We start from the raw sequence: 18,699 nt of genomic DNA, 5'->3' as shown, positions 1-18,699 counted from the left end.
GACAGCTTCTAGATAATTTTCTCCATGGCTAAATCCACTCCCCGAAATGCATCACTGCGCTGGCGAATCGTTTTTTGGATGACTGCAGTCGTCTTTTTAACCTTGGCCAGCGTAGTGATCATTACTCGTTCAGTACTCCTGTCAGAAGTCACCAACACTGCAAACTCTGCGGTGGAACAGGAAATTGAAGAGTTTCGTCGTTTCGCCTCTGATGGCATCGACCCCACGACTGCTCAACCTTTTGAATCTGGTCATCGCCTGATGGAGGTTTATCTTTCACGGCAAATTCCAGATGAGAATGAAGCCATCATTGGCATTTTTCCAGGTGAGATTATTCAGGTTGATTATTCCCAGTTGCACGGAGCGCATCCCGCGCCCCTGGAGCATACAGAGCCATTGATTACTGAGATTAGACAATCTGCCATTAATTCCGGTGTGTTTAGTGATGCTGAACGCGGTGCAGCGCACTGGGGAAAGGTTGCATTCGCTACTTCCACTGGTGAAGCTGATGGTGAATTCGTTGTTTCGTTTTTCGCCCATAATCTCAAAGAGCAGGTAAATCGACAGATCCAAGTGTTGGTGTTGATCGGTTCTGGTGGTTTGGCTGCCTCAATTCTGATTGCGTGGCTCATTGCTGGACAGGTAATCGCGCCGATTCGAAAATTAAGTTCAGTATCCGCAAAGATCAACAACTCAGATCTCACCCAGCGCGTTCCAGTGCAGGGACAAGATGAGATTGCGCAGCTGGCGAGGACTTTTAATGCCATGCTTGACCGCATTGAAGCTGCTTATAACGACCAACGCCAGTTTGTTGATGATGCTGGCCATGAACTGCGCACACCAATCACCGTGGTGCGTGGCCAATTAGAGTTGCTCAGCTCTACTCCCTCGGAAGAACAGGAAAGGTCAATCACCCTTGCTACAACAGAGCTGGATCGCATGTCCCGCATGGTCAATGATCTATTGACACTGGCCGTGGCTGATTCAGGCGAGTTCATCCATCTGGCACCAACTGATGTCACCGACCTCACGATTGATATCGAGGACAAAGCCCGCACCATCAGCGATCGAATTTTGCTTATCGACGCCGCCGAAGGCCAAGTCAGCCTCGATGAGCAGCGCATCACCGAAGCAATACTGGAGCTTTTCGGTAATGCACTGCGCTATAGCGAAGGAATGGTGGAGCTGTGTTCTGATTTCCGTGGCGCTGGCGCTGACCGAGTGTTCCGCATCTGGGTGAGGGACAAAGGCAAAGGCATCGAACTGGAGGACCAGGAAGCTCTATTCGGGCGTTTTACTCGCGGTTCCCAAAAACACACGAGCCGACCGGGTGGTGCTGGCTTAGGATTATCCATTGTTAAAGCAATCGGTGATGCACACGGTGGTCGCGCGTTTGTTGATTCCACCCCAGGTTTGGGTTCCATTTTCGGGCTTGAAATCCCCGCACCAGAAGAATTACAGGAAGATATTCATGAGTAAGATTCTCCTCGCTGAGGACGATGCCGGCATCTCGGACTTCATCATCCGTGGCCTAATCCGCGAAGGATTTGAGTGCGAAGTCGCCGAGTCTGGTGCGACAGCTTTCGCCCGTGCCCATTCAGGCGATTTCGATCTCATGATTTTGGATCTTGGCCTACCTCATATGGATGGAGCCGATGTCCTCGAACAGCTAAGAAACCTCAAGGTCACGCTGCCCATTATCGTCCTGACCGCGCGCACCAACATCGAAGATCGTCTCCGTACCCTCGAAGGCGGCGCAGATGATTATATGCCGAAGCCATTCCAATTTGCAGAGTTACTCGCGCGCATCAAATTACGCCTCGCCAAGCACACCCCACAAGAAACGCAAACCGATACGCGTGTACTGCGCAACGGCGACTTGGAGCTTGATCTGCGTACCCAGCGCGTGCTTATCGACGGCTCCTGGCACGACCTTTCCCGTCGCGAAGTCGATCTCTTAGAAACGCTCATGCGCCATCCCGGCCAGATTCTCTCCCGCGCCCAACTCCTCCGATTGGTGTGGGATATGGATTGGGATCCTGGTTCAAATGTGGTGGATGTCTACGTCCGTGCACTCCGGAAAAAGATTGGTGCCCAGCGGGTGGAAACCATCCGTGGTTCGGGCTACCGTCTGCGCTAACTCCAACAAACCAGACCAGACGACCGAGAACCCGTAAAAAATCACCAACCTCGGTCGCCCTGTCTGGTTGCCCAAACTCCAAACCGTCCTATACGACCAAAAGACACCACCAAACCATCGTTCTTGGTCACATGGTCTGGTCTTCCTCTTCTTCCTCAACAGCAACTGGAACAGCAACAGCCTTAGGTTTCCGCAGCGCTATTGCACCGATTACGCCCATCGCAACAAGAACAGCAACTGCCATCCACACGGCGGACATGGTTCCTCCATTACCGATGGAGGTCACTGCAAAGGTTGGGTAGTGCAAAGGCATCATGCCTGCAATTACGCGCCAGACAAGTGCGATATCGGATACGGCAGTCACGCTCCATACGTGACCGATCACGGCGGCTTGGGCGATCCAGCCCAGCACAGTGACAATAATTGCGCCGGTAACGCCCATCATTTGGAGTAGAACGCGGGAGAGAATGCCGGCAACAACGGTGGCGAGAAGCAGGATTCCCAAAGCTCCGGACAGAGCAGCAATGGACATTCCGAGGGAAACAGTGAACAAGATAATGCCACCGATGGCAGTTACACCAAGAACAACAAAGGCGAGTAACCAGTTGTTTTTAAAACCTGCCCAGCCTAGCGCTGCGCCTGCGAGCATCACTAGAGCTGAGATGAGGAAGGCATACATTGGCGCTAGTGCGCTGGTGCGTTCTTCTTCAGCAGCGGCTTCTACAGAGCCTGCGGGAACCTGCGGTACTGGAAGGGCTCGTTGGACAGCAGAGGTTTTTTCTTCGTTGAGCGAAGCCATTGCACCTAGTCGGTTGGCGCCTTCATCTAATGCGGTGAATCCTTCCACAGCTGTGCCGACGCCAGTTTCGAGTTCTTTCAGTCCAGCTGATAGTTCTGCTGCGCCTTTGGTGGCGCTGTAGATGCCGTCATGGAAGCCATAACCGGGAACTGCCAGTTGGTTGGCCAAATCACGGGTGCCGCTGCGGAGGAGATCCAGCTGGTCGGTCATCTCTACTGAGATACCAAAGTTGTCGAGGTGTCTGCGAACCTCTGTGATCTGTTTGCGGAGCTCTTCAGCTTCGGGGATTTTGCTGGCTGCAAGGTGTTTGTCTGCTTCATTTAAGGCACCGAGAAGTTGTTGCTGCACAATAACCAAGCCGCCGAGTTGTTCCACAGCGCTTTGGACTCCATCAGCAATTTCTGTGGCACCGGTTCCCATTTGTCCGGTGCCGGCCTGGAGTTGTACAAGTCCATCGTGGAGTTGCTGTGCACCATCAGCCGCGGCTGTGACGCCGTCTTCGAGGGGCTGCGCGCCGTCGACAAGCTGTTGCGTTCCGGTGGTTAACTCACCAGTTCCGGAGGTGAGGAACCCCGCTTGAGCGCCGGCCTCACCGGCGGCGCGGCGGGCGTCGATAAGCTCCTCGTTGTTGGTGGCGATGGAAGCAGCAGGTGCTCCTGTCACCTCTTCTGCGGAAGACCATGCGCGCGAGACATCCAGATTCATGGCTGCGGCATAGATCGTACCCGCGACAAGCGGGACTAAGAGCAGAAGAACAGCCAAGATTTTTCTTGATAAAGAAGCAGTGGCAGACATAGTGTGCAATCTAGTTTGGGTTGTGCGAATTATCAGGGAGGCGCACCGAAATGTGCTCTTGCTAACCTACTGAAGTAGTTTTGTAGATAATCAATATTTAAAGGTAAATACCCTCCTAGGTCATAATTAGATCAGGGTCCAACGGGTAATTAGGGATAATGCATGAGTTTGCTATTTGTTGTGGCACTTGCGGTGATCTCAGTGATTTTTGCACCAATTTCGGTCAAGGTAGTAGACCGAAAAGCCGGATGGCCTTTGGCTGCAATCTTTGCGGTTGCTGCATACTTTTTGGTACGTGAATCCGGACCAATTTTGGATGGCCAGGCGCTGACCTGGGATATCACGTGGGTTCGGGATCTGCTCGGCACTGGCGTGGATGTGAAATTTGCTCTGCGCGCAGATGCTTTGAGTTTGTTCTTTGCGTTGTTAGCACTGGTTATCGGCGCAATTGTGTTTATTTATTCGGCGGAATATTTACCGAAGAATAAGGGAAACACCAGTTTCTACACCATCATGACGGCTTTCACCGCAGCAATTTTACTGTTTGTGCTTGCCGATGATGTCTTTGTACTTTTCGTCGCTTGGGAATTGGTGTCCTTGGCATCATTTATGCTGATTGCGCGCTCTGGTTCTTCTGGAGAATCCGGTTCGATTCGTACGTTGATTCTGACGTTTTTCGGTGGCTTAACGCTGCTTACGGCGGTATCGATCGCGGCAACTCAGGCTGGAACCACCAGCTTGGATGGCATTTTGCATGCTGAGTTCTGGGCAGAAAAGCCAATTCTCACTGCTGTGATTGCTGTCTTGATTGCTACCTCGGCGTTTACGAAATCTGCACAGTTCCCATTCCATTTCTGGTTGCCAGAGGCCATGGCTGCGGCCACTCCGGTGTCGGCGTTTTTGCACGCTGCAGCGGTGGTCAAGGCAGGTATTTACCTGTTGCTGCGCTTTAGCATTGTGTTTCATGATGTCGCCGTGTGGAATTGGTTGCTCATCAGCGTGGGCATGGGTACTGCGATTATGTCCGCGTATTTTGCGGTACAGAAAACTGATCTAAAAAAGCTCACGGCGTATTCCACGGTGTCCCATTTGGGTTGGATCGTGGCGACAATCGGCGTGGGCACTCCTTTCGCTTTGGGTGCAGCCATCGTGCATACGCTCAGCCATGCGCTCTTTAAGTCATCATTGTTCATGCTCATTGGCGTTATTGATCATCAAACAGGCACTCGCGATATCCGCCGTCTGGGCTTTTTGGTCAAAAAGATGCCGTTTACTTTCGTGTCCGTCTTAGTGGGCGCGCTGTCGATGGCGGCGGTTCCGCCATTGCTGGGCTTTGTGTCTAAAGAAGGCATGCTGACTGCGTTTATGGACGCCCCGATCGGTAATTCCTATGTGGTGTTGCTGCTGGTTGGTGCTGCAATTGGTGCGGTTCTTACCTTCACCTATTCAGCCAAATTGGTCCTCGGCGCATTCGTCGATGGCCCTCGCGATATGTCACATGTCAAAGAAGCGCCTGTCGCCCTCTGGCTTCCGGCCGCGCTTCCTGGGCTTGCGTCTTTGCCGCTGATCCTTGCTCTTTCGCTTTTCGATGCCCCCCTCTCCGCCGCAGCAACCTCCGCTGCCGGGGAACCAGCGCAGATGCACCTGGCGCTCTGGCATGGCATCAACACTCCGCTGCTGATTTCCCTCGGGGTGCTGGCATTGGGCATCATTGGAGTGCTTTTCCGCAAGGAACTTTGGAAGATCGCAGAGGCGAATCCATTCCCCATTGCAACGGGCAATGATTCCTTGTCCATGCTGGTCTACCGCGCTAATCGTATGGGTAAATTCTTCGGACGCATGGCTGATTCTATGAGCCCTCGCAGGCACTTGGTCAGTGTGATTGTGTTGCTGTGGGCGCTGGCTACTGTTGCCACCTTGCATCCATCTGTGCAGCTTGCGCCAAAGCAGCCAGGCATTGATCGCTGGATTGATCTGGTTCCATTGGCCATCATCGCTTTGTCAGTGTTTGGCCTTGTCACCACTCGAAACCGCCTCAGTTCTGCCGTTTTGGCTGGCACCGCTGGTGTGGGCGTGTCCTTCCAAATGCTGCTGCTGGGTGCTCCCGATGTGGCGCTCACTCAGTTCCTCGTAGAAGGCCTCGTGGTGGTGATCATCATGATGGTGATCCGACACCAGCCAGCTAAGTTCAAGCGCATCAAACACAGCCGCAGGCGCAGTACCGTTTTGATATCCGTACTGGCAGCGTTCGCCGCATTCATGACGGTATGGGGGCTGCTTGGCCGCCATGAACGTTCTGAGCTTGCCATGTGGTATCTCAACGAAGGACCTGAAATTACATCAGGTTCCAACGTGGTGAACACCATTTTGGTGGAATTCCGCGCACTAGATACTTTGGGCGAGCTCTCCGTCCTGGGTATGGCTGCTGTGGTCATCGGTGCTGTTGTGTCTTCTATGCCACGACATCCTTTTGCCAAGGGCACCCACCCGCGCCCATTCGGCCAGTCGAACCTCAACTCGATCCCACTGCGCATGCTGGTCAAGGTGCTCGTACCTGCGCTGTGCTTCTTAAGCTTCATTGTGTTCATGCGTGGACACAATGATCCAGGTGGCGGATTCATCGCAGCATTGATCGCCGGTGCGGCCTTGATGTTCCTCTACTTGTCCAGGGCTCGCGACGGACGTATCTTCAACCAAAATGTCCCCTTCATCCTCACGGGCATTGGCATTTTGATGGCCGTGTTCTCCGGAGTTTTGGGACTGACCCACGGTTCCTTCCTCTACGCCATCCACTTCAACTTCGCAGGCCAGCACTGGACCACTTCGATGATCTTCGACCTCGGCGTTTACCTCGCCGTGCTCGGCATGGTGTCCATGGCTATCAACGGCCTCGGCGGTTACCTGCGCCCAGGCTCTGACATCAAGGATCTGGATTACGCCCGCCAAAGCGGACCACTTCCGGCAACCCCAGCTGTGGAACCTGAGCCAGATGGCGATGAAGACTGGCCGGAGCCAATGAACCCAGCAAGTGGAAACTCTAAGGAGGTAACCCGATGATTCTCGCATTCACCGTGGCAATCCTATTCGGCGGAGGTGTCTACCTCATTCAGCAACGCGGCATGGTGCGCATCGTCTTCGGCATGTCACTGATCGGCCACGCAGCGAACCTGACCATCCTGTACGCCGGTGTGCCCACGTGGCGCGGCGAAGCCTTCCCCGACAGGACCCCGCTTACCGACGCCGCCGATCCACTCCCCCAAGCGTTCGTCCTCACCGCCATCGTCATCGCGATGGCCACCACAACCATCATGTTGGCCTTGGCAGCACTGGGACGCAGCGACGACACCCGGTCCATCGAACCAGATGACGATCAATCGCCTTTGACTACTAGCGCTCGTTCAGTCACCAACCCAACAGATCAGGAGGACCGAGCTTAAATGGCTATGGATATTCTCCTTCCTATTTTCGTTGCAGTTCCCCTTGCGGCCTCTGCCATTGCGGTGCTTCTGCCGTGGCGTCTCATCCGCGATATTTTGCACATCATCGTGCCTTTCGCGGGTATTTTTGCTGGCATCTGGCTGTTTGCACACACCGCTGAACACGGCCCGATTGCTCACAACGTGGGCCTTTATGTTGGCGGCGTGGCAATCCCCTTTGCTGCCGATACGTTCAGCGCCATCATGTTGATCACCACCTCCATCGTGGCTGTCACCGCCAACTGGTTTGCCACCATCGTTGGTGAAACCCGCGCACGTTTCTACCCAGCGCTCACATTGATGCTGATCACGGGCGTTAACGGTGCTCTGCTGACCGCCGATCTGTTCAACTTCTTCGTGTTCATCGAAGTCATGCTGCTGCCGTCCTACGGTTTGATCGCCATGACTGGTACTTGGGCACGCCTGGCTTCTGGCCGAATTTTCGTGCTGGTTAACCTGTCCGCGTCCACCCTGCTGGTTGCTGGCGTGGCGATTGTCTACGGTGTCGTTGGTTCCGTGAATATCGCAGCGCTTCAAGATGTCGTGGAAGGCAACCCACTGGCAGCCACCGCCATGGGCATCGTGGTTATCGCGATCGCCGTTAAGGCCGGAGTTTTCCCCGTCCACACCTGGCTGCCCCGCACCTACCCCGGCACCTCAGCTGCCGTGATGGGCTTGTTCTCTGGTTTGCACACCAAAGTCGCGGTCTACATGCTCTACCGCATTTGGGTGCACATCTTTGACATGGATCCCACCTGGAACTGGCTGATCGTGGCCTTCATGGTGGTATCCATGCTGATCGGTGGCTTCGCAGGCCTTGGTGAAAACTCCATTCGCCGCGTCCTTGCCTACCAAATGGTCAACGGTATGCCGTTCATTCTCATCATGATGGCGTTTACCTCCGACGATCCACAGCGCGCACTCGCCGCCGGTCTTTTGTACACCTTGCACCACATGATCACCATCGGTGCGCTGGTCCTGACCTCTGGCGCAATCGAAGAAACCTACGGCACCGGCATGCTGTCCAAGCTGTCTGGCCTTGCACGCCGCGAACCTGTCGTCGCAGCAGTGTTTGCTGCAGGTGCCTTCTCCGTTGTCGGTTTCCCACCGTTTTCGGGCATGTGGGGCAAAGCGCTCATCTTGCTCGAGATCGCCCGCGTCGGCAATGTCGCTGCATGGATCGCCATCGCCGCAATCATCATCGCCAGCATCGGCGCGCTACTCTCCATGATTCGCGTGTGGCGCGAAGTCTTCTGGGGTGGCACGATGCACCAGCGCGGCGTCTCGCCGCAGCTGCGCATCAGCGCAGCAAAAATCGCCCCAGCGCTCAGCCTGATCATTTTATCGGTAGGCATGTTCATCTTCGCGGGCCCGCTTATCGACGCGACCCTCACCGCCACCGACGGCCTCTTGAACACCGATGCATACCAGCAGGCTGTGCTCGGTGAAAACGCCATCGGAGTGCCAAGCCCTAGCTACCAGGGAGGAAACTAATGCTTAACGCCCTGAAATTCATCCCATGGCTGATCGGCCAGATTTTCCTCTCTGGCTTCAGCGTGATCACCGCTGCGGTGAAAAAAGACACCGGCTTCAACCCCGTTGTTATCCGCTACCCACTTCGAGTGACCACGGACTTCCAGATCGCAGCCCTGTCAACGTGCATCACCGCGACTCCTTCCACCCTGTCCCTTGGCCTACGCGAACCCCGCAAGCCCGGCGACCCCACCATTTTGCTGATCCAAGCAGTGTTTGGTTCTGATCCAGTTGAGGTTTTTGAATCCATCGCAGATATGGAACAGCGTCTGGCACCTGCAGTGGCAGCGATCGATCACGGTGTTCCGGGGCAAGGCCCTCACAAGGACATTCGCCCTGGCGATTCGGAATGGCCAAGCCGTGAAATCGCCGACACCGCCCAAAACACCGTAAGCCGAGACGAGAGGGAGTTCTAAGACATGACTGCTTTTGAAATTGTCACTGCTATTGGCATATGCATGTTCGCGCTTTCTTTGCTATCTGCGCTGCTGCTGATTCTGCGCACCAAAGATTTTCTCACCCGCGCGGTGCTTTCCGACATGGTTTTCTACTCCATGATTGCGATCTACTTGATCTGGGTTCTCAACAACCCCACCTCCATCGCCTTTGAAATCGCGCTCCTTGCCGCAGTACTCGGTGGCGTACTTCCAACACTGTCCATGGCTCGCATTATTTCGAAGGGACGCAGGTAAATGATGACCATTCCAGAGATCATCGTCTCCATCCTCGTGATCATCGCAGGTATTTTCGCCCTCGGCACTGCACTCGCGTTGTGGCGCGCGCCAGATCCCCTCACCCGCGCCAATCTCCTAGGCCCCACCGTTGGTGTCTCTATTCCGCTGCTGATCACAGCACTGCTTATTCATACCTGGGCTACTGATGGTTTTAACCTGAACAATCTCATCCGCGCCATCATCGCAATCCTTGGCGTCTGGATTATCGGTTCCGTAGGGTCCTTCTATATGGGACGCGCTATCTACGGTGTCACCGTGGTGGATAACAGACGTTCTAAATAACTAGTTTCAGCCTTAAACAACACGTGAACCTGCGTGTCTATCTGATCCCCCGCATAAATCCGCATCCGCTCCATCCCCTGTGCAGCTGGCTCCGCAATTGATCACCGCTCTAATGTGCCAGCCGCATATGCAGGCAGCTTCAGCTGTGCATCATCGACCAAAATGATCACTCGATCAACTATTCATAAAAGCTCCGGATCAATTGCTTTGGGAAACTCTTGAGATATATCAGCGCCCACCTCCGCGATGGATACAACGGAGAGCTGATTAAGACCTGCGCCTGGCTTAGTGCCCGCAGAACAAATCTCCACAAAATCTGGCGCATCCTTATGGGCAAGCGCTGCCGTCAACTGAGATTTTCCGCCATTGCCAACGGCATGCAAACAATGCTGATTTGATGATGTTGAATTCTCCTTTTAGCTACGTTAATTGCTAAAAATTTACCTAAACTAAACTCAGGATAAATAATATTTACCCAACGAAAATATGCGATAAAAGTTCTGGTCAAAGCCAAGAAATGCAATCTGCTATCACCTATCCTTATAGTTGAAAACAATTCATTTTAAGGAGATTCCATGCGTTTCAAATCAGTAGCAGCAGTTGCGCTATCCACCGCTCTGATCATGGGTGGCACCGCCGGCGTAGCAAATGCACAGCAGGCCAGCCCAAGCTCCATGATTGAGATCCCTCGCGAATTCGTTAACACCGTGCAGAACTTCCTCCCAGGCACCTCTTACGCCGACGCAGAATCTGCACTACAAAGCACCGCTGGTTCTGTTGCACTGAACAGCACCGCAGGCATCCTGCTCCCAATCATTGCGCCATTCTTAGGCATTGGCATAGTCGGCTCTGCTGTTCTGTCTGCTTAAGTTTTCCTGCAACACAAAGTCCGCACGTGCCCCGTTTCAAGGGGAACGTGCGGACTTTGCTTTTTCATAACACGCCTCCGCAGGGAAGCGTCGAAAAGCATAATTTTTAGCCCATGGTGGGCGCAGAATTACCCCTTGGCCAGTCACTGGCCTAAATAACAAATAAGGGGCCTCCCACCAGATCGTGGGAGGCCCCTTATTTTCAAGTCACAGTGGACTTAAAAGGAGTGCTTATGCACCCTTCTTCTGTAGGTAAAGCTCCTTGACGCGTGCGCCGAGGTTCTCATCAACCTGGTTCCAGTAGTTGTAAACACGTGGCTCGGTTACTTCAGAGATGCCCTGCATTGCATTGGAGATGTTGTCTGCCAAACGCTCCTTCTCGCCCTCATCTAGAACCTCGCGGTAAAGGATGCCTGGCTGGATGAAGTCGTTGTCATCCTCGTGCTTGACGTATGCAGCGCGAACGAGGTCAGTGCCGTGTGGGTCTGGATTGACATAGATGTCTTCAGCCTGGCCGTAGGAGGTGTGGTTGGAGGAAGAATCCTCGCCGTTGTCCAGGTAGCCTGCGCCCTTGTCGTAGCGGTTAGGGCTATAGGAAGGCTCACCTTCAGCGTCGAAGATGTACTGCATGGAGCCTTCGCGGCTGTAGCTGTTGACATCGTTGACTGGGCGGTTCACTGGCAGATCGCGGTAGTTAGCACCGATACGGTAACGCTGCTGATCTGCGTATGCGAAGGCACGAGCCTGCAGCATACGGTCTGGGGACAGGCCGACACCTGGAACGATGTTGCCTGGATCCAGTGCAATCTGCTCGATCTGAGCGAAGAAGTTGCGTGGGTTGCGGTTCAAAACGAAGTAACCGACTGGGATCAGTGGGTAATCCTTCTGAGACCAGGTCTTGGTCAGGTCGAATGGGTTCCAGCGGTAGTTCTCAGCATCCTCGAAAGGCATGATCTGAACCTTGACGTCCCAGATTGGGAAGTCGCCGTTGTCGATGGAGTTATAGAGATCTTCGCGCTGGTAGTCAGCGTTCTCGCCCGCGACCTTTGCTGCCTCAGCGTCGGTGAAGCAATCCCAGCCCTGACGGGTCTTGAAGTGGTACTTAACCCATACTGGCTTGCCCTCAGCGTTGATCCACTGGAAGGTGTGGGAGCCGAAGCCGTCCTGGTGGCGGGAGGTCTTAGGAGTACCGCGGTCACCCATCAGGTAGGTCACCTGGTGTGCGGATTCAGGTGCACGGGTCCAGAAATCCCACTGCATGTCTGCATCGCGCAGACCGTTCTTATTAAGGCGCTTCTGGGAGTGGATGAAGTCAGGGAACTTCATGCCATCACGAAGGAAGAAGGTTGGGGTGTTGTTGCCTACGATATCGTAGTTTCCCTCTTCGGTGTAGAAACGAAGAGCGAAGCCGTGGACGTCGCGCCAAGTATCTGGGGAGCCCTGCTCACCAGCAACGGTGGAGAAGCGAATAGCCATTGGGGTGACCTTGCCCGGCTGGAACAGGTCTGCCTTGGTGAATTCAGAAACATCTTCAGTAATGTGTAGCTCACCGAAAGCGCCATGGCCCTTTGCATGAGGAATACGCTCGGGAACGTTCTCACGATTGAAGTGTGCAAGCTTTTCAATGAGGTGGATGTCATTGAGAATGTTTGGACCCTGTGGGCCTGCGGTGGCGGAGATGTTCTCAGATGGAACTGGAGCTCCGTTGTGGCGGGTGGTGTTTCCAGAAAGCTTTGGACGCATTCCGCGATCTACGATCTGATCTGCTACTGACTTCTCAGACATAAGCATTTCCTTCCGTTTATGTGAGATACCTATTTATTAATTCTCATTAATAGCCTACCCGAGAATGTCGCTTCGCGCCACCGATTAAGCAACCCATGCGTAAACTGCCAGCAAAAAGACAAAAGTTTGATTCTTTTTGCCTACAATGACACCCCCGACCTACCTTTAGTGTGACCCCTGCCTGAGCTGGTATTCTGTGGCATTGTGAAGTCCAATGAGCGAAACGACGCCCACGTCACCGAGCTGGCCCTTGCCGCCGGCGGTGGAAACCGCGCCGCGCTCACTGAATTCATCCGGGAAACACAGGACGATGTGTGGCGCCTTTTAGCCCACCTCGGGGGCCATGAAATTGCCGATGACCTCACACAAGAGACTTATCTGCGCGTCATGGGCGCACTCCCCCGCTTCGCTGCGCGCTCATCCGCACGCACCTGGCTGCTTTCACTTGCCCGGCGCGTATGGGTGGACAATATCCGCCATGACATGGCACGACCACGCAAATCCATCATTGAATACGAAAATACAGGTGCCACAGACGCCAGCAATGCAGGCATCTGGTCTGAGTGGATTGACGTCCGCACGCTTATCGACGCCCTCCCACCCGAGCGTCGAGAAGCCTTAATCCTTACCCAAGTTTTGGGCTATACCTATGAAGAAGCCGCAAAAATCGCCGACGTCCGTGTGGGTACAATCCGCTCACGCGTAGCGCGCGCCCGAGCAGACCTCATCGCCGCAACTGCCACCGAAAAACCCTCTTCCAAAGATGGAAAATCCGCACGGGGCTAACCCCTATTTCCGCTCTGCAAGCATGAAAAAACCCGCCTGGAGCTCAACGCTCTGGCGGGCTTTAGCTGTGGGAGTTACTTAACCAGCAGCTCAGCGATCTGAATGGTATTCAGTGCTGCGCCCTTGCGTAGGTTATCGCCAGAAACGACGAATATTAGGCCACGGCTGTCATCGACAGTGGAATCCTGGCGGATACGACCAACCAGGGACTCATCCTGGCCGGCTGCCGCGAGTGGGGTTGGGACGTCGACAAGCTTGACACCCTGAGCAGCGCCCAAGATTTCCTGCGCCTGCTCAACGGTGATTGCCTTGTCGAATTCTGCGTGAATGGTCAAGGTGTGGCCGGTGAACACTGGCACACGAACGCAGGTTCCGGAAACTTTAAGATCTGGAAGACCAAGAATCTTGCGGGATTCATTGCGCAGCTTCTGTTCTTCATCGGTTTCGAAAGTGCCATCATCTACAAGATTTCCAGCGAAAGGAAGCACGTTGTAAGCGATTGGTGAAACATAAGGTCCGACATCGCCAGCATCTGCAGCCTGACCATCATGGACGAACTCTACGTTGTGATCGCCAACTGTAGAGACCTGCTTAGCCAAGGTTTCTACGCCAGCCAGGCCAGAACCAGAAACAGCCTGGTAGGAGGAAACATGAAGCTTGGCCAAACCTGCTGCATCATGCAGAGGCTTCAGCACTGGCATAGCAGCCATGGTGGTGCAGTTTGGGTTCGCAATAATACCCTTGGTCAGTGCATCCTTAGCGGAAGGGTTCACTTCAGAAACGATGAGAGGAACCTCATCGTCCTTGCGCCATGCAGAAGAGTTATCCACCACGGTTGCGCCAGCAGCAGCAAACAGTGGTGCGTACTGCTTGGAAGCAGAGCCACCAGCAGAAAACAGTGCAACATCAATGCCCTTGAGGGATTCTTCGGTTGCCTGAGTAACGTCTTCCACCTCAATCTCAGTGCCGCGGAATTCAATCTTACGGCCAGCAGAACGAGGGGAAGCAAAGAAACGAACAGTGTCAGCTGGGAAGTTACGCTGTTCCAAAAGGGTGCGCATAACCTGGCCAACCTGACCGGTTGCACCAACAACTGCGATGGTGGTCATTGTAAAAACTACTCCTTAAACGTAAAGAAAATTAGCGACCAGTGCCTGCGTAAACGACGGCTTCTTCTTCGCCACCGAGCTGGAACTGCTCGTGCAATGCACGTGCAGCAGCATCGAGATCGCCCTCACGGATCAACACGGAAATGCGGATCTCAGAAGTGGAAATCAGTTCGATATTCACGTTGACATCGCGCAGAGCTTCCATGAATTCTGCAGTCACGCCTGGATGGGACTTCATGCCAGCTCCCACGAGAGAGACTTTGCCGACCTGGTCGTCGTAAAGCACGTTAGTCCAGTTGCCCTGAACCTGAAGCTTCTTCAAAATCTCAATTGCGCGCGGGCCGTCGGAACGCGGGCAGGTGAAAGTAATATCGGTGGTGCCGTGCTCCACAGAAGAAACATTCTGCAGAACCATGTCAATGTTGATTTCTGCATCAGCCAATGCGCGGAATACCTTGGCTGCTTCGCCTGGCTTATCTGAAATACCCAGGACAGTTACTTTGGCTTCGGAGCTATCGGTTGCGACACCGGTAAGGACTGCTTCTTCCACAGGAATATCCTCCATCGAGCCGGCAATTAGTGTGCCGGAATCATTACTATAAGACGAGCGTACGCGCAGTGGCACATTGAATGCACGGGCGTATTCAACACTGCGCAGCACCAAAATCTTGGAGCCAACCGCAGCAAGTTCCAGCATTTCTTCAAAGCTAAGTTTATCTAGCTTCTTAGCATTTGGAACGATACGTGGATCAGCGGTGTAGACGCCATCAACATCGGAGTAAATCTCACACACATCGGCATGTAGTGCAGCCGCCAAAGCAACTGCAGTGGTATCAGAACCACCGCGACCAAGAGTGGTGACATCTCGGGTTTCCTTATTGACACCCTGAAAACCAGCGACGATGCAGACCTTGCCCTCATCGAGAGCTTCACGCACACGACCTGGTGTGACATCAATAATGCGCGCGTTTCCGTGACGCTCAGTAGTGAGCACACCTGCTTGAGAACCAGTAAAGGACTGCGCCTCTGCTCCCAGGGATTCAATAGCCATGGCAACGAGCGCATTGGAAATACGCTCACCAGCAGTTAGGAGCATATCCATTTCACGCGCTGGCGGAACGGGGTTCACTGCCGCTGCAAGTTCTAGAAGTTCATCCGTGGTGTCGCCCATAGCGGAGCACACAACCACGACATCATTTCCAGCCTTCTTGGTGGCAACAATCCGTTCAGCAACGTTCCTAATGCGTTCCGCACTCTCAAGCGAGGAACCGCCATATTTCTGTACGACCAGGGCCACCTTTGTGCACCTTTCGATCTACGTGCTGACAGTTACTTGCTCAACTCTACCTTTATAGACGGTGACTACCTAGCCAGAGGAAAGTTTTCATTCTGTTGGAGCTTGCTGGGAATTTAGGATGCACATCCCAACTACTGGGACATAGTCTCATTCGGAGACCGCATACTGATACGTATATTTATCCTCTTCGGCAACACACATTGGGTTAACTTCGCGAGCTTCCGTCAAGTCCACTACCCTGAATCAAGTGCAAAGCAATCTGCTCGCCGTGCTTTTCGCCCTGGCATCGGCATTAACAATCGCGTGGGGAACCGTCGTTCGACATCGAATCGCGCTCCGCACCCCAAAAGATGGGACTCTGAGGAGCTCCCCTCTTCTCAATGCCATGATGACACCAATGTGGTGGGCAGGCATGAGTACAGCAATGCTTGCTTATTTTTTGCAAACTGTCGCTTTAGGTTTCGGAACCCTTCTGGTTGTACAGCCTGTTCTCGTATTATCACTCATGTTTACGCTGCCACTTTCAGCCCGTTTCAATGGCTACCGCCTGCGTAAGGCAGAAATTTCTTGGGCATTATTACTCACCGTGGCCGTAGGCATCATGATTATTTTGGGGCGCCCACTTCCAGGCAATCCCCACCCACCACTCGATCGATGGATCCCTGCTCTACTCATTGGTGCTGCAGTCATGGGTGTCATGTGGCTCATGGCCCAATACGTATTGAAACGCGACAAAGCCTTAATTTTGGGCCTGGTTACAGGTGCACTTTTTGGTTACGTTGCAGTGATGTCCAAAGCCGCTGTGGATATCTTTATTAATCAAGGAATCCTGGGTCTTATCTTCAACTGGGAAGGCTACGGCCTGATCTTGACCGCAGTGTTCGGCACCGTAGTACAACAGTATTCTTTCAATGCAGGAGAGCTACAAAAATCTCTTCCAGCAATGACTATTGCCGAACCAATCGTTGCTTTTAGCTTGGGATACTTGGTGCTGGGAGAAAAATTCCAAGTCGTGGACTGGGAATGGATTGCAATGTCGGCAGCCTTACTGGTCATGATTATTGCTACTGTCGCTCTTTCACGCACTAGCACGCTGCCAGCCTCACCAAAATCACAATAAAGAAGTGCTCTTTCCTGCAGGATTTAAATCAGCTTGGGCAAGTTCAAGATCTACAAGCACGCTGTGCAATCCTTTTGCTGAGAAATCTACTGAAATGTTCTTCGTACAAACGTAGAATAAATATTGCCCTGAACAGGTAATATTATAAAAACTTTATAGTTCTGAACGCCTGCGCCAGAATAAAGACCATTCCGCGCTGCCTACAACTCAACGCCAGTATTGAAATAGGAGTCCTTACATGTCTACCTTCCAAGGAGGTTTCCGTCGGCTTGGATGTCCTCGGAAGGAAGGACTCGAAGAAAAAATCACAGAGGCTGCGCGGCAACTGATAGAACGTGATGAGAAAGTCACCATTAACGCGATAGTTAAAGAAAGTGGAGTCTCTCGAGCTGCAGTCTATCGACGCTGGCCTTCGCTAACCAACCTCGTTGCCGATGCACTAGATGATTGTCTGCGCAGTGAAATTACCATTGACCTCTCCGGAACGGTTAAAGACGGATTTATCAATGCATTCTTCAATTATTCCGACCTTTTACCAGCCGGTACTTATCCAGAGAAGCGTTTCAGAAAACGTATGGTTCTCACTATTTCAGATTCAAAGCTCCAAGAGGTGTACTGGAATTTCCATGCTAAAAAACGACGCCAATATCCTTTACAAGCATTACAAATAGCAAAAGATCGAAATGAAATCCGCGCAGACGTGGATATCGAAGCTGCTTTGGATGCACTTTACGGAACGTTTTATTATCAATTTTTCAGTCGTGGAAAAACTTCCAAGATCAAGAAGCTACAGACCGTGCATTGGTGGCTTTTGAATTGCTCTGGAAAGGCATGGAGCCTTAAGAAGGCTTCCTGCGTTTTAGATACAACATTAAAAAGGAGGCTAAGTACCTTTCTTGGTACTTAGCCTCCTTTTATTTCTATCTAAGAGATTGCGCGGATAGGTTAAGGCCGACGTGTCGAACGGGTGTCCCAGCAATAGGTGATCCATGCTTCCCGGATCAGCCTGCGGATAATGATCACCGCATTAGCTAACGCAATAAACGCCTCAACAACCCGACCCCGACGCTCAGTACAGATCCCCAATTTCTTGAAACCTCTGGTGGGCCAGGAATTCGTGCGTTCCACCACCCACCGAGCCCCAGCCTGCAAAGGCTGCCCCTTGGCACTAATTACCCAGTCATAACCGAGTTCGCTCAGCAGACTCCTGGTTTTCTTCGAATCGTACCCAGCATCCAAATGCACCGTAATGCGACCAGGTAGATGATCCCCAAACCTCGATAATGTCTTTAATGTTGGGACCAGCAAAATTGAATCATGCCGATTCGCCCCAGCAATCACACACCCCAAAGGAATCCCGTTACCATCAACCATCAGGGAGCGTTTCGTGCCCTGTTTTCCCCGGTCAACAGGAGACCTTCCAGCTATCTCACCACCACACGGTGCTTTAACGATGCACCCATCAACACTGATGTTGTCCAGGGCTAATCCGATAATACGGTCGTAGGACTCTAGGCAGATCTGTTCCAACTTGTGGAAGATTCCGGCGGTGATCCATTCATCCCGGCGTGCCCGACGTGTGGTCGCTGAGCAGGTGGAATCAGAGATCTTGAGATAGGAGGCACCGAGGACGAGAACTGCGATGAGTTTGTCGAAGATGATCCGGTCACTGATCCGTGGGCGGTGACAGCGTAGTGGGTGGGTGTCGATCAGTGGTGGGATTAACCTGGAGAATTGGTGCCAGAGGGGGTCAATGATAGATGATGGCAGGGCAGGCACGAGTGCTCCTGGGTGTTGTATGTTTTCTTGGTCGAATTCATATCTATCAGGCCTCGTGTCTGCTTTATTTCATTACCCCACCTTCACACCCTATCCGCGCAATCTCTAAGCACTCCCCCTATTTGTCACACCCATCACATTTTTCATGTAGGATTCCCCACATGACTTCGTGCGCGAATCTACTTCTTCTTCGCC

17 protein-coding genes and 1 pseudogene are annotated in these 18,699 nt (G+C 53.0%); 12 read left to right on the top strand and 6 right to left on the bottom strand.

Translation table 11 applies throughout. The features are described from left to right. Nucleotides 1-24: 24 nt before the first annotated feature. Together ccrud_RS01415 and ccrud_RS01410 are read left to right on the top strand one after the other, a co-directional pair. Nucleotides 25-1,479: a sensor histidine kinase gene (locus ccrud_RS01415; RefSeq protein ID WP_066563848.1), complete on the top strand. Its 1,455-nt coding sequence runs from the start codon at nt 25-27 to the stop codon at nt 1,477-1,479. Next, on the top strand, nt 1,472-2,140 hold the full coding sequence (locus tag ccrud_RS01410) for a response regulator transcription factor (protein WP_066563844.1): 669 nt from the start codon (nt 1,472-1,474) through the stop codon (nt 2,138-2,140). The genes ccrud_RS01415 and ccrud_RS01410 overlap by 8 nt, the downstream gene beginning before the upstream one ends. A 127-nt stretch (nt 2,141-2,267) precedes the next feature. Here ccrud_RS01410 and ccrud_RS01405 read toward each other — a convergent pair whose 3' ends face one another. After that, on the bottom strand, nt 2,268-3,734 hold the full coding sequence (locus ccrud_RS01405) for a YhgE/Pip domain-containing protein (protein WP_066563841.1): 1,467 nt from the start codon (nt 3,732-3,734) through the stop codon (nt 2,268-2,270). Nucleotides 3,735-3,896: 162 nt separating this feature from the next. Here ccrud_RS01405 and ccrud_RS01400 point away from each other — a divergent pair, with 162 nt between their 5' ends. Genes ccrud_RS01400 through ccrud_RS01375 form a run of 6 tightly spaced genes read left to right on the top strand, consistent with a single transcriptional unit; the run spans nt 3,897 to nt 9,759 of the window. Continuing rightward, nucleotides 3,897-6,791 carry a DUF4040 family protein gene (locus ccrud_RS01400; RefSeq protein ID WP_066563837.1) on the top strand — a complete coding sequence of 965 codons (2,895 nt, stop codon included), beginning with the start codon at nt 3,897-3,899 and terminating at the stop codon, nt 6,789-6,791. Further along, complete coding sequence (locus ccrud_RS01395; RefSeq protein WP_066563833.1) at nt 6,788-7,171, top strand: cation:proton antiporter subunit C; 384 nt, start codon at nt 6,788-6,790, stop codon at nt 7,169-7,171. The genes ccrud_RS01400 and ccrud_RS01395 overlap by 4 nt, the downstream gene beginning before the upstream one ends. Before the next feature lie 6 nt (nt 7,172-7,177). Then, nucleotides 7,178-8,704 carry a monovalent cation/H+ antiporter subunit D family protein gene (locus tag ccrud_RS01390; RefSeq protein WP_211271326.1) on the top strand — a complete coding sequence of 509 codons (1,527 nt, stop codon included), beginning with the start codon at nt 7,178-7,180 and terminating at the stop codon, nt 8,702-8,704. Further along, nucleotides 8,704-9,159 carry a monovalent cation/H+ antiporter subunit E gene (locus ccrud_RS01385; protein ID WP_066563828.1) on the top strand — a complete coding sequence of 152 codons (456 nt, stop codon included), beginning with the start codon at nt 8,704-8,706 and terminating at the stop codon, nt 9,157-9,159. Before ccrud_RS01390 ends, ccrud_RS01385 begins: the two co-directional genes overlap by 1 nt. 3 nt (nt 9,160-9,162) lie before the next feature. Then, on the top strand, nt 9,163-9,435 hold the full coding sequence (locus ccrud_RS01380; protein ID WP_066563825.1) for a cation:proton antiporter: 273 nt from the start codon (nt 9,163-9,165) through the stop codon (nt 9,433-9,435). Nucleotides 9,436-9,438: 3 nt separating this feature from the next. Beyond that, the gene (locus ccrud_RS01375) at nt 9,439-9,759 is read left to right on the top strand and encodes a Na+/H+ antiporter subunit G (RefSeq protein ID WP_066569361.1); all 321 of its coding nucleotides are present in this window, start codon (nt 9,439-9,441) and stop codon (nt 9,757-9,759) included. On the opposite strand, the pseudogene ccrud_RS01370 reads toward ccrud_RS01375, so the two are convergent. After that, a pseudogene (locus tag ccrud_RS01370) lies at nt 9,720-10,158 on the bottom strand (arsenate-mycothiol transferase ArsC). The gene ccrud_RS01375 and the pseudogene ccrud_RS01370 overlap by 40 nt on opposite strands. A 176-nt stretch (nt 10,159-10,334) precedes the next feature. On the opposite strand from ccrud_RS01370, the gene ccrud_RS01365 reads away from it, so the two are divergent. Further along, nucleotides 10,335-10,628: a hypothetical protein gene (locus ccrud_RS01365; RefSeq protein WP_066563822.1), complete on the top strand. Its 294-nt coding sequence runs from the start codon at nt 10,335-10,337 to the stop codon at nt 10,626-10,628. 231 nt (nt 10,629-10,859) lie between these two features. Here the strand turns inward: ccrud_RS01365 and ccrud_RS01360 are convergent, their stop codons facing one another. Beyond that, nucleotides 10,860-12,371: a catalase gene (locus ccrud_RS01360; protein WP_425394210.1), complete on the bottom strand. Its 1,512-nt coding sequence runs from the start codon at nt 12,369-12,371 to the stop codon at nt 10,860-10,862. A 246-nt stretch (nt 12,372-12,617) separates the two neighbouring features. On the opposite strand from ccrud_RS01360, the gene ccrud_RS01355 reads away from it, so the two are divergent. Continuing rightward, entirely contained in the window at nt 12,618-13,199 is a 582-nt protein-coding gene (locus ccrud_RS01355) for an RNA polymerase sigma factor (RefSeq protein WP_066563816.1), read from the top strand. A gap of 74 nt (nt 13,200-13,273) precedes the next feature. Here ccrud_RS01355 and ccrud_RS01350 read toward each other — a convergent pair whose 3' ends face one another. Together ccrud_RS01350 and ccrud_RS01345 are read right to left on the bottom strand one after the other, a co-directional pair. Beyond that, nucleotides 13,274-14,308 (bottom strand): aspartate-semialdehyde dehydrogenase, encoded by a 1,035-nt coding sequence (locus ccrud_RS01350; protein ID WP_066563814.1) that lies wholly within the window; start codon nt 14,306-14,308, stop codon nt 13,274-13,276. Nucleotides 14,309-14,339: 31 nt separating this feature from the next. Continuing rightward, complete coding sequence (locus ccrud_RS01345; protein WP_066563812.1) at nt 14,340-15,605, bottom strand: aspartate kinase; 1,266 nt, start codon at nt 15,603-15,605, stop codon at nt 14,340-14,342. A 247-nt stretch (nt 15,606-15,852) separates the two neighbouring features. Between ccrud_RS01345 and ccrud_RS01340 the strand changes: the two genes are divergently transcribed. Together ccrud_RS01340 and ccrud_RS01335 are read left to right on the top strand one after the other, a co-directional pair. Continuing rightward, complete coding sequence (locus ccrud_RS01340; RefSeq protein ID WP_074025351.1) at nt 15,853-16,725, top strand: DMT family transporter; 873 nt, start codon at nt 15,853-15,855, stop codon at nt 16,723-16,725. 238 nt (nt 16,726-16,963) lie between these two features. Beyond that, nucleotides 16,964-17,632 (top strand): TetR/AcrR family transcriptional regulator, encoded by a 669-nt coding sequence (locus tag ccrud_RS01335; protein WP_245670326.1) that lies wholly within the window; start codon nt 16,964-16,966, stop codon nt 17,630-17,632. A gap of 38 nt (nt 17,633-17,670) precedes the next feature. Here the strand turns inward: ccrud_RS01335 and ccrud_RS01330 are convergent, their stop codons facing one another. Further along, nucleotides 17,671-18,504 (bottom strand): IS5 family transposase, encoded by an 834-nt coding sequence (locus tag ccrud_RS01330; RefSeq protein WP_066563802.1) that lies wholly within the window; start codon nt 18,502-18,504, stop codon nt 17,671-17,673. Between the last annotated feature and the right edge of the window lie 195 nt (nt 18,505-18,699).

The sequence above is a fragment of the Corynebacterium crudilactis genome, assembly GCF_001643015.1.
Lineage (GTDB): Bacteria > Actinomycetota > Actinomycetes > Mycobacteriales > Mycobacteriaceae > Corynebacterium > Corynebacterium crudilactis.
Note: the sequence above shows the minus strand (reverse complement) of the source record. Positions and strands in the feature narration are given on the sequence as shown.

What these genes read in the sequence shown, in the direction of transcription:
- ccrud_RS01335 (WP_245670326.1), top strand. Translation starts at nt 16,964, where the DNA reads ATGTCTACCTTCCAAGGAGGTTTCCGTCGGCTTGGATGTCCTCGGAAG.
- ccrud_RS01365 (WP_066563822.1), top strand. Translation starts at nt 10,335, where the DNA reads ATGCGTTTCAAATCAGTAGCAGCAGTTGCGCTATCCACCGCTCTGATC.
- ccrud_RS01385 (WP_066563828.1), top strand. Translation starts at nt 8,704, where the DNA reads ATGCTTAACGCCCTGAAATTCATCCCATGGCTGATCGGCCAGATTTTC.
- ccrud_RS01410 (WP_066563844.1), top strand. Translation starts at nt 1,472, where the DNA reads ATGAGTAAGATTCTCCTCGCTGAGGACGATGCCGGCATCTCGGACTTC.
- ccrud_RS01415 (WP_066563848.1), top strand. Translation starts at nt 25, where the DNA reads ATGGCTAAATCCACTCCCCGAAATGCATCACTGCGCTGGCGAATCGTT.
- ccrud_RS01390 (WP_211271326.1), top strand. Translation starts at nt 7,178, where the DNA reads ATGGATATTCTCCTTCCTATTTTCGTTGCAGTTCCCCTTGCGGCCTCT.
- ccrud_RS01375 (WP_066569361.1), top strand. Translation starts at nt 9,439, where the DNA reads ATGACCATTCCAGAGATCATCGTCTCCATCCTCGTGATCATCGCAGGT.
- ccrud_RS01405 (WP_066563841.1), bottom strand. Translation starts at nt 3,734, where the DNA reads ATGTCTGCCACTGCTTCTTTATCAAGAAAAATCTTGGCTGTTCTTCTG.
- ccrud_RS01395 (WP_066563833.1), top strand. Translation starts at nt 6,788, where the DNA reads ATGATTCTCGCATTCACCGTGGCAATCCTATTCGGCGGAGGTGTCTAC.
- ccrud_RS01360 (WP_425394210.1), bottom strand. Translation starts at nt 12,371, where the DNA reads ATGCGTCCAAAGCTTTCTGGAAACACCACCCGCCACAACGGAGCTCCA.
- ccrud_RS01350 (WP_066563814.1), bottom strand. Translation starts at nt 14,308, where the DNA reads ATGACCACCATCGCAGTTGTTGGTGCAACCGGTCAGGTTGGCCAGGTT.
- ccrud_RS01400 (WP_066563837.1), top strand. Translation starts at nt 3,897, where the DNA reads ATGAGTTTGCTATTTGTTGTGGCACTTGCGGTGATCTCAGTGATTTTT.
- ccrud_RS01380 (WP_066563825.1), top strand. Translation starts at nt 9,163, where the DNA reads ATGACTGCTTTTGAAATTGTCACTGCTATTGGCATATGCATGTTCGCG.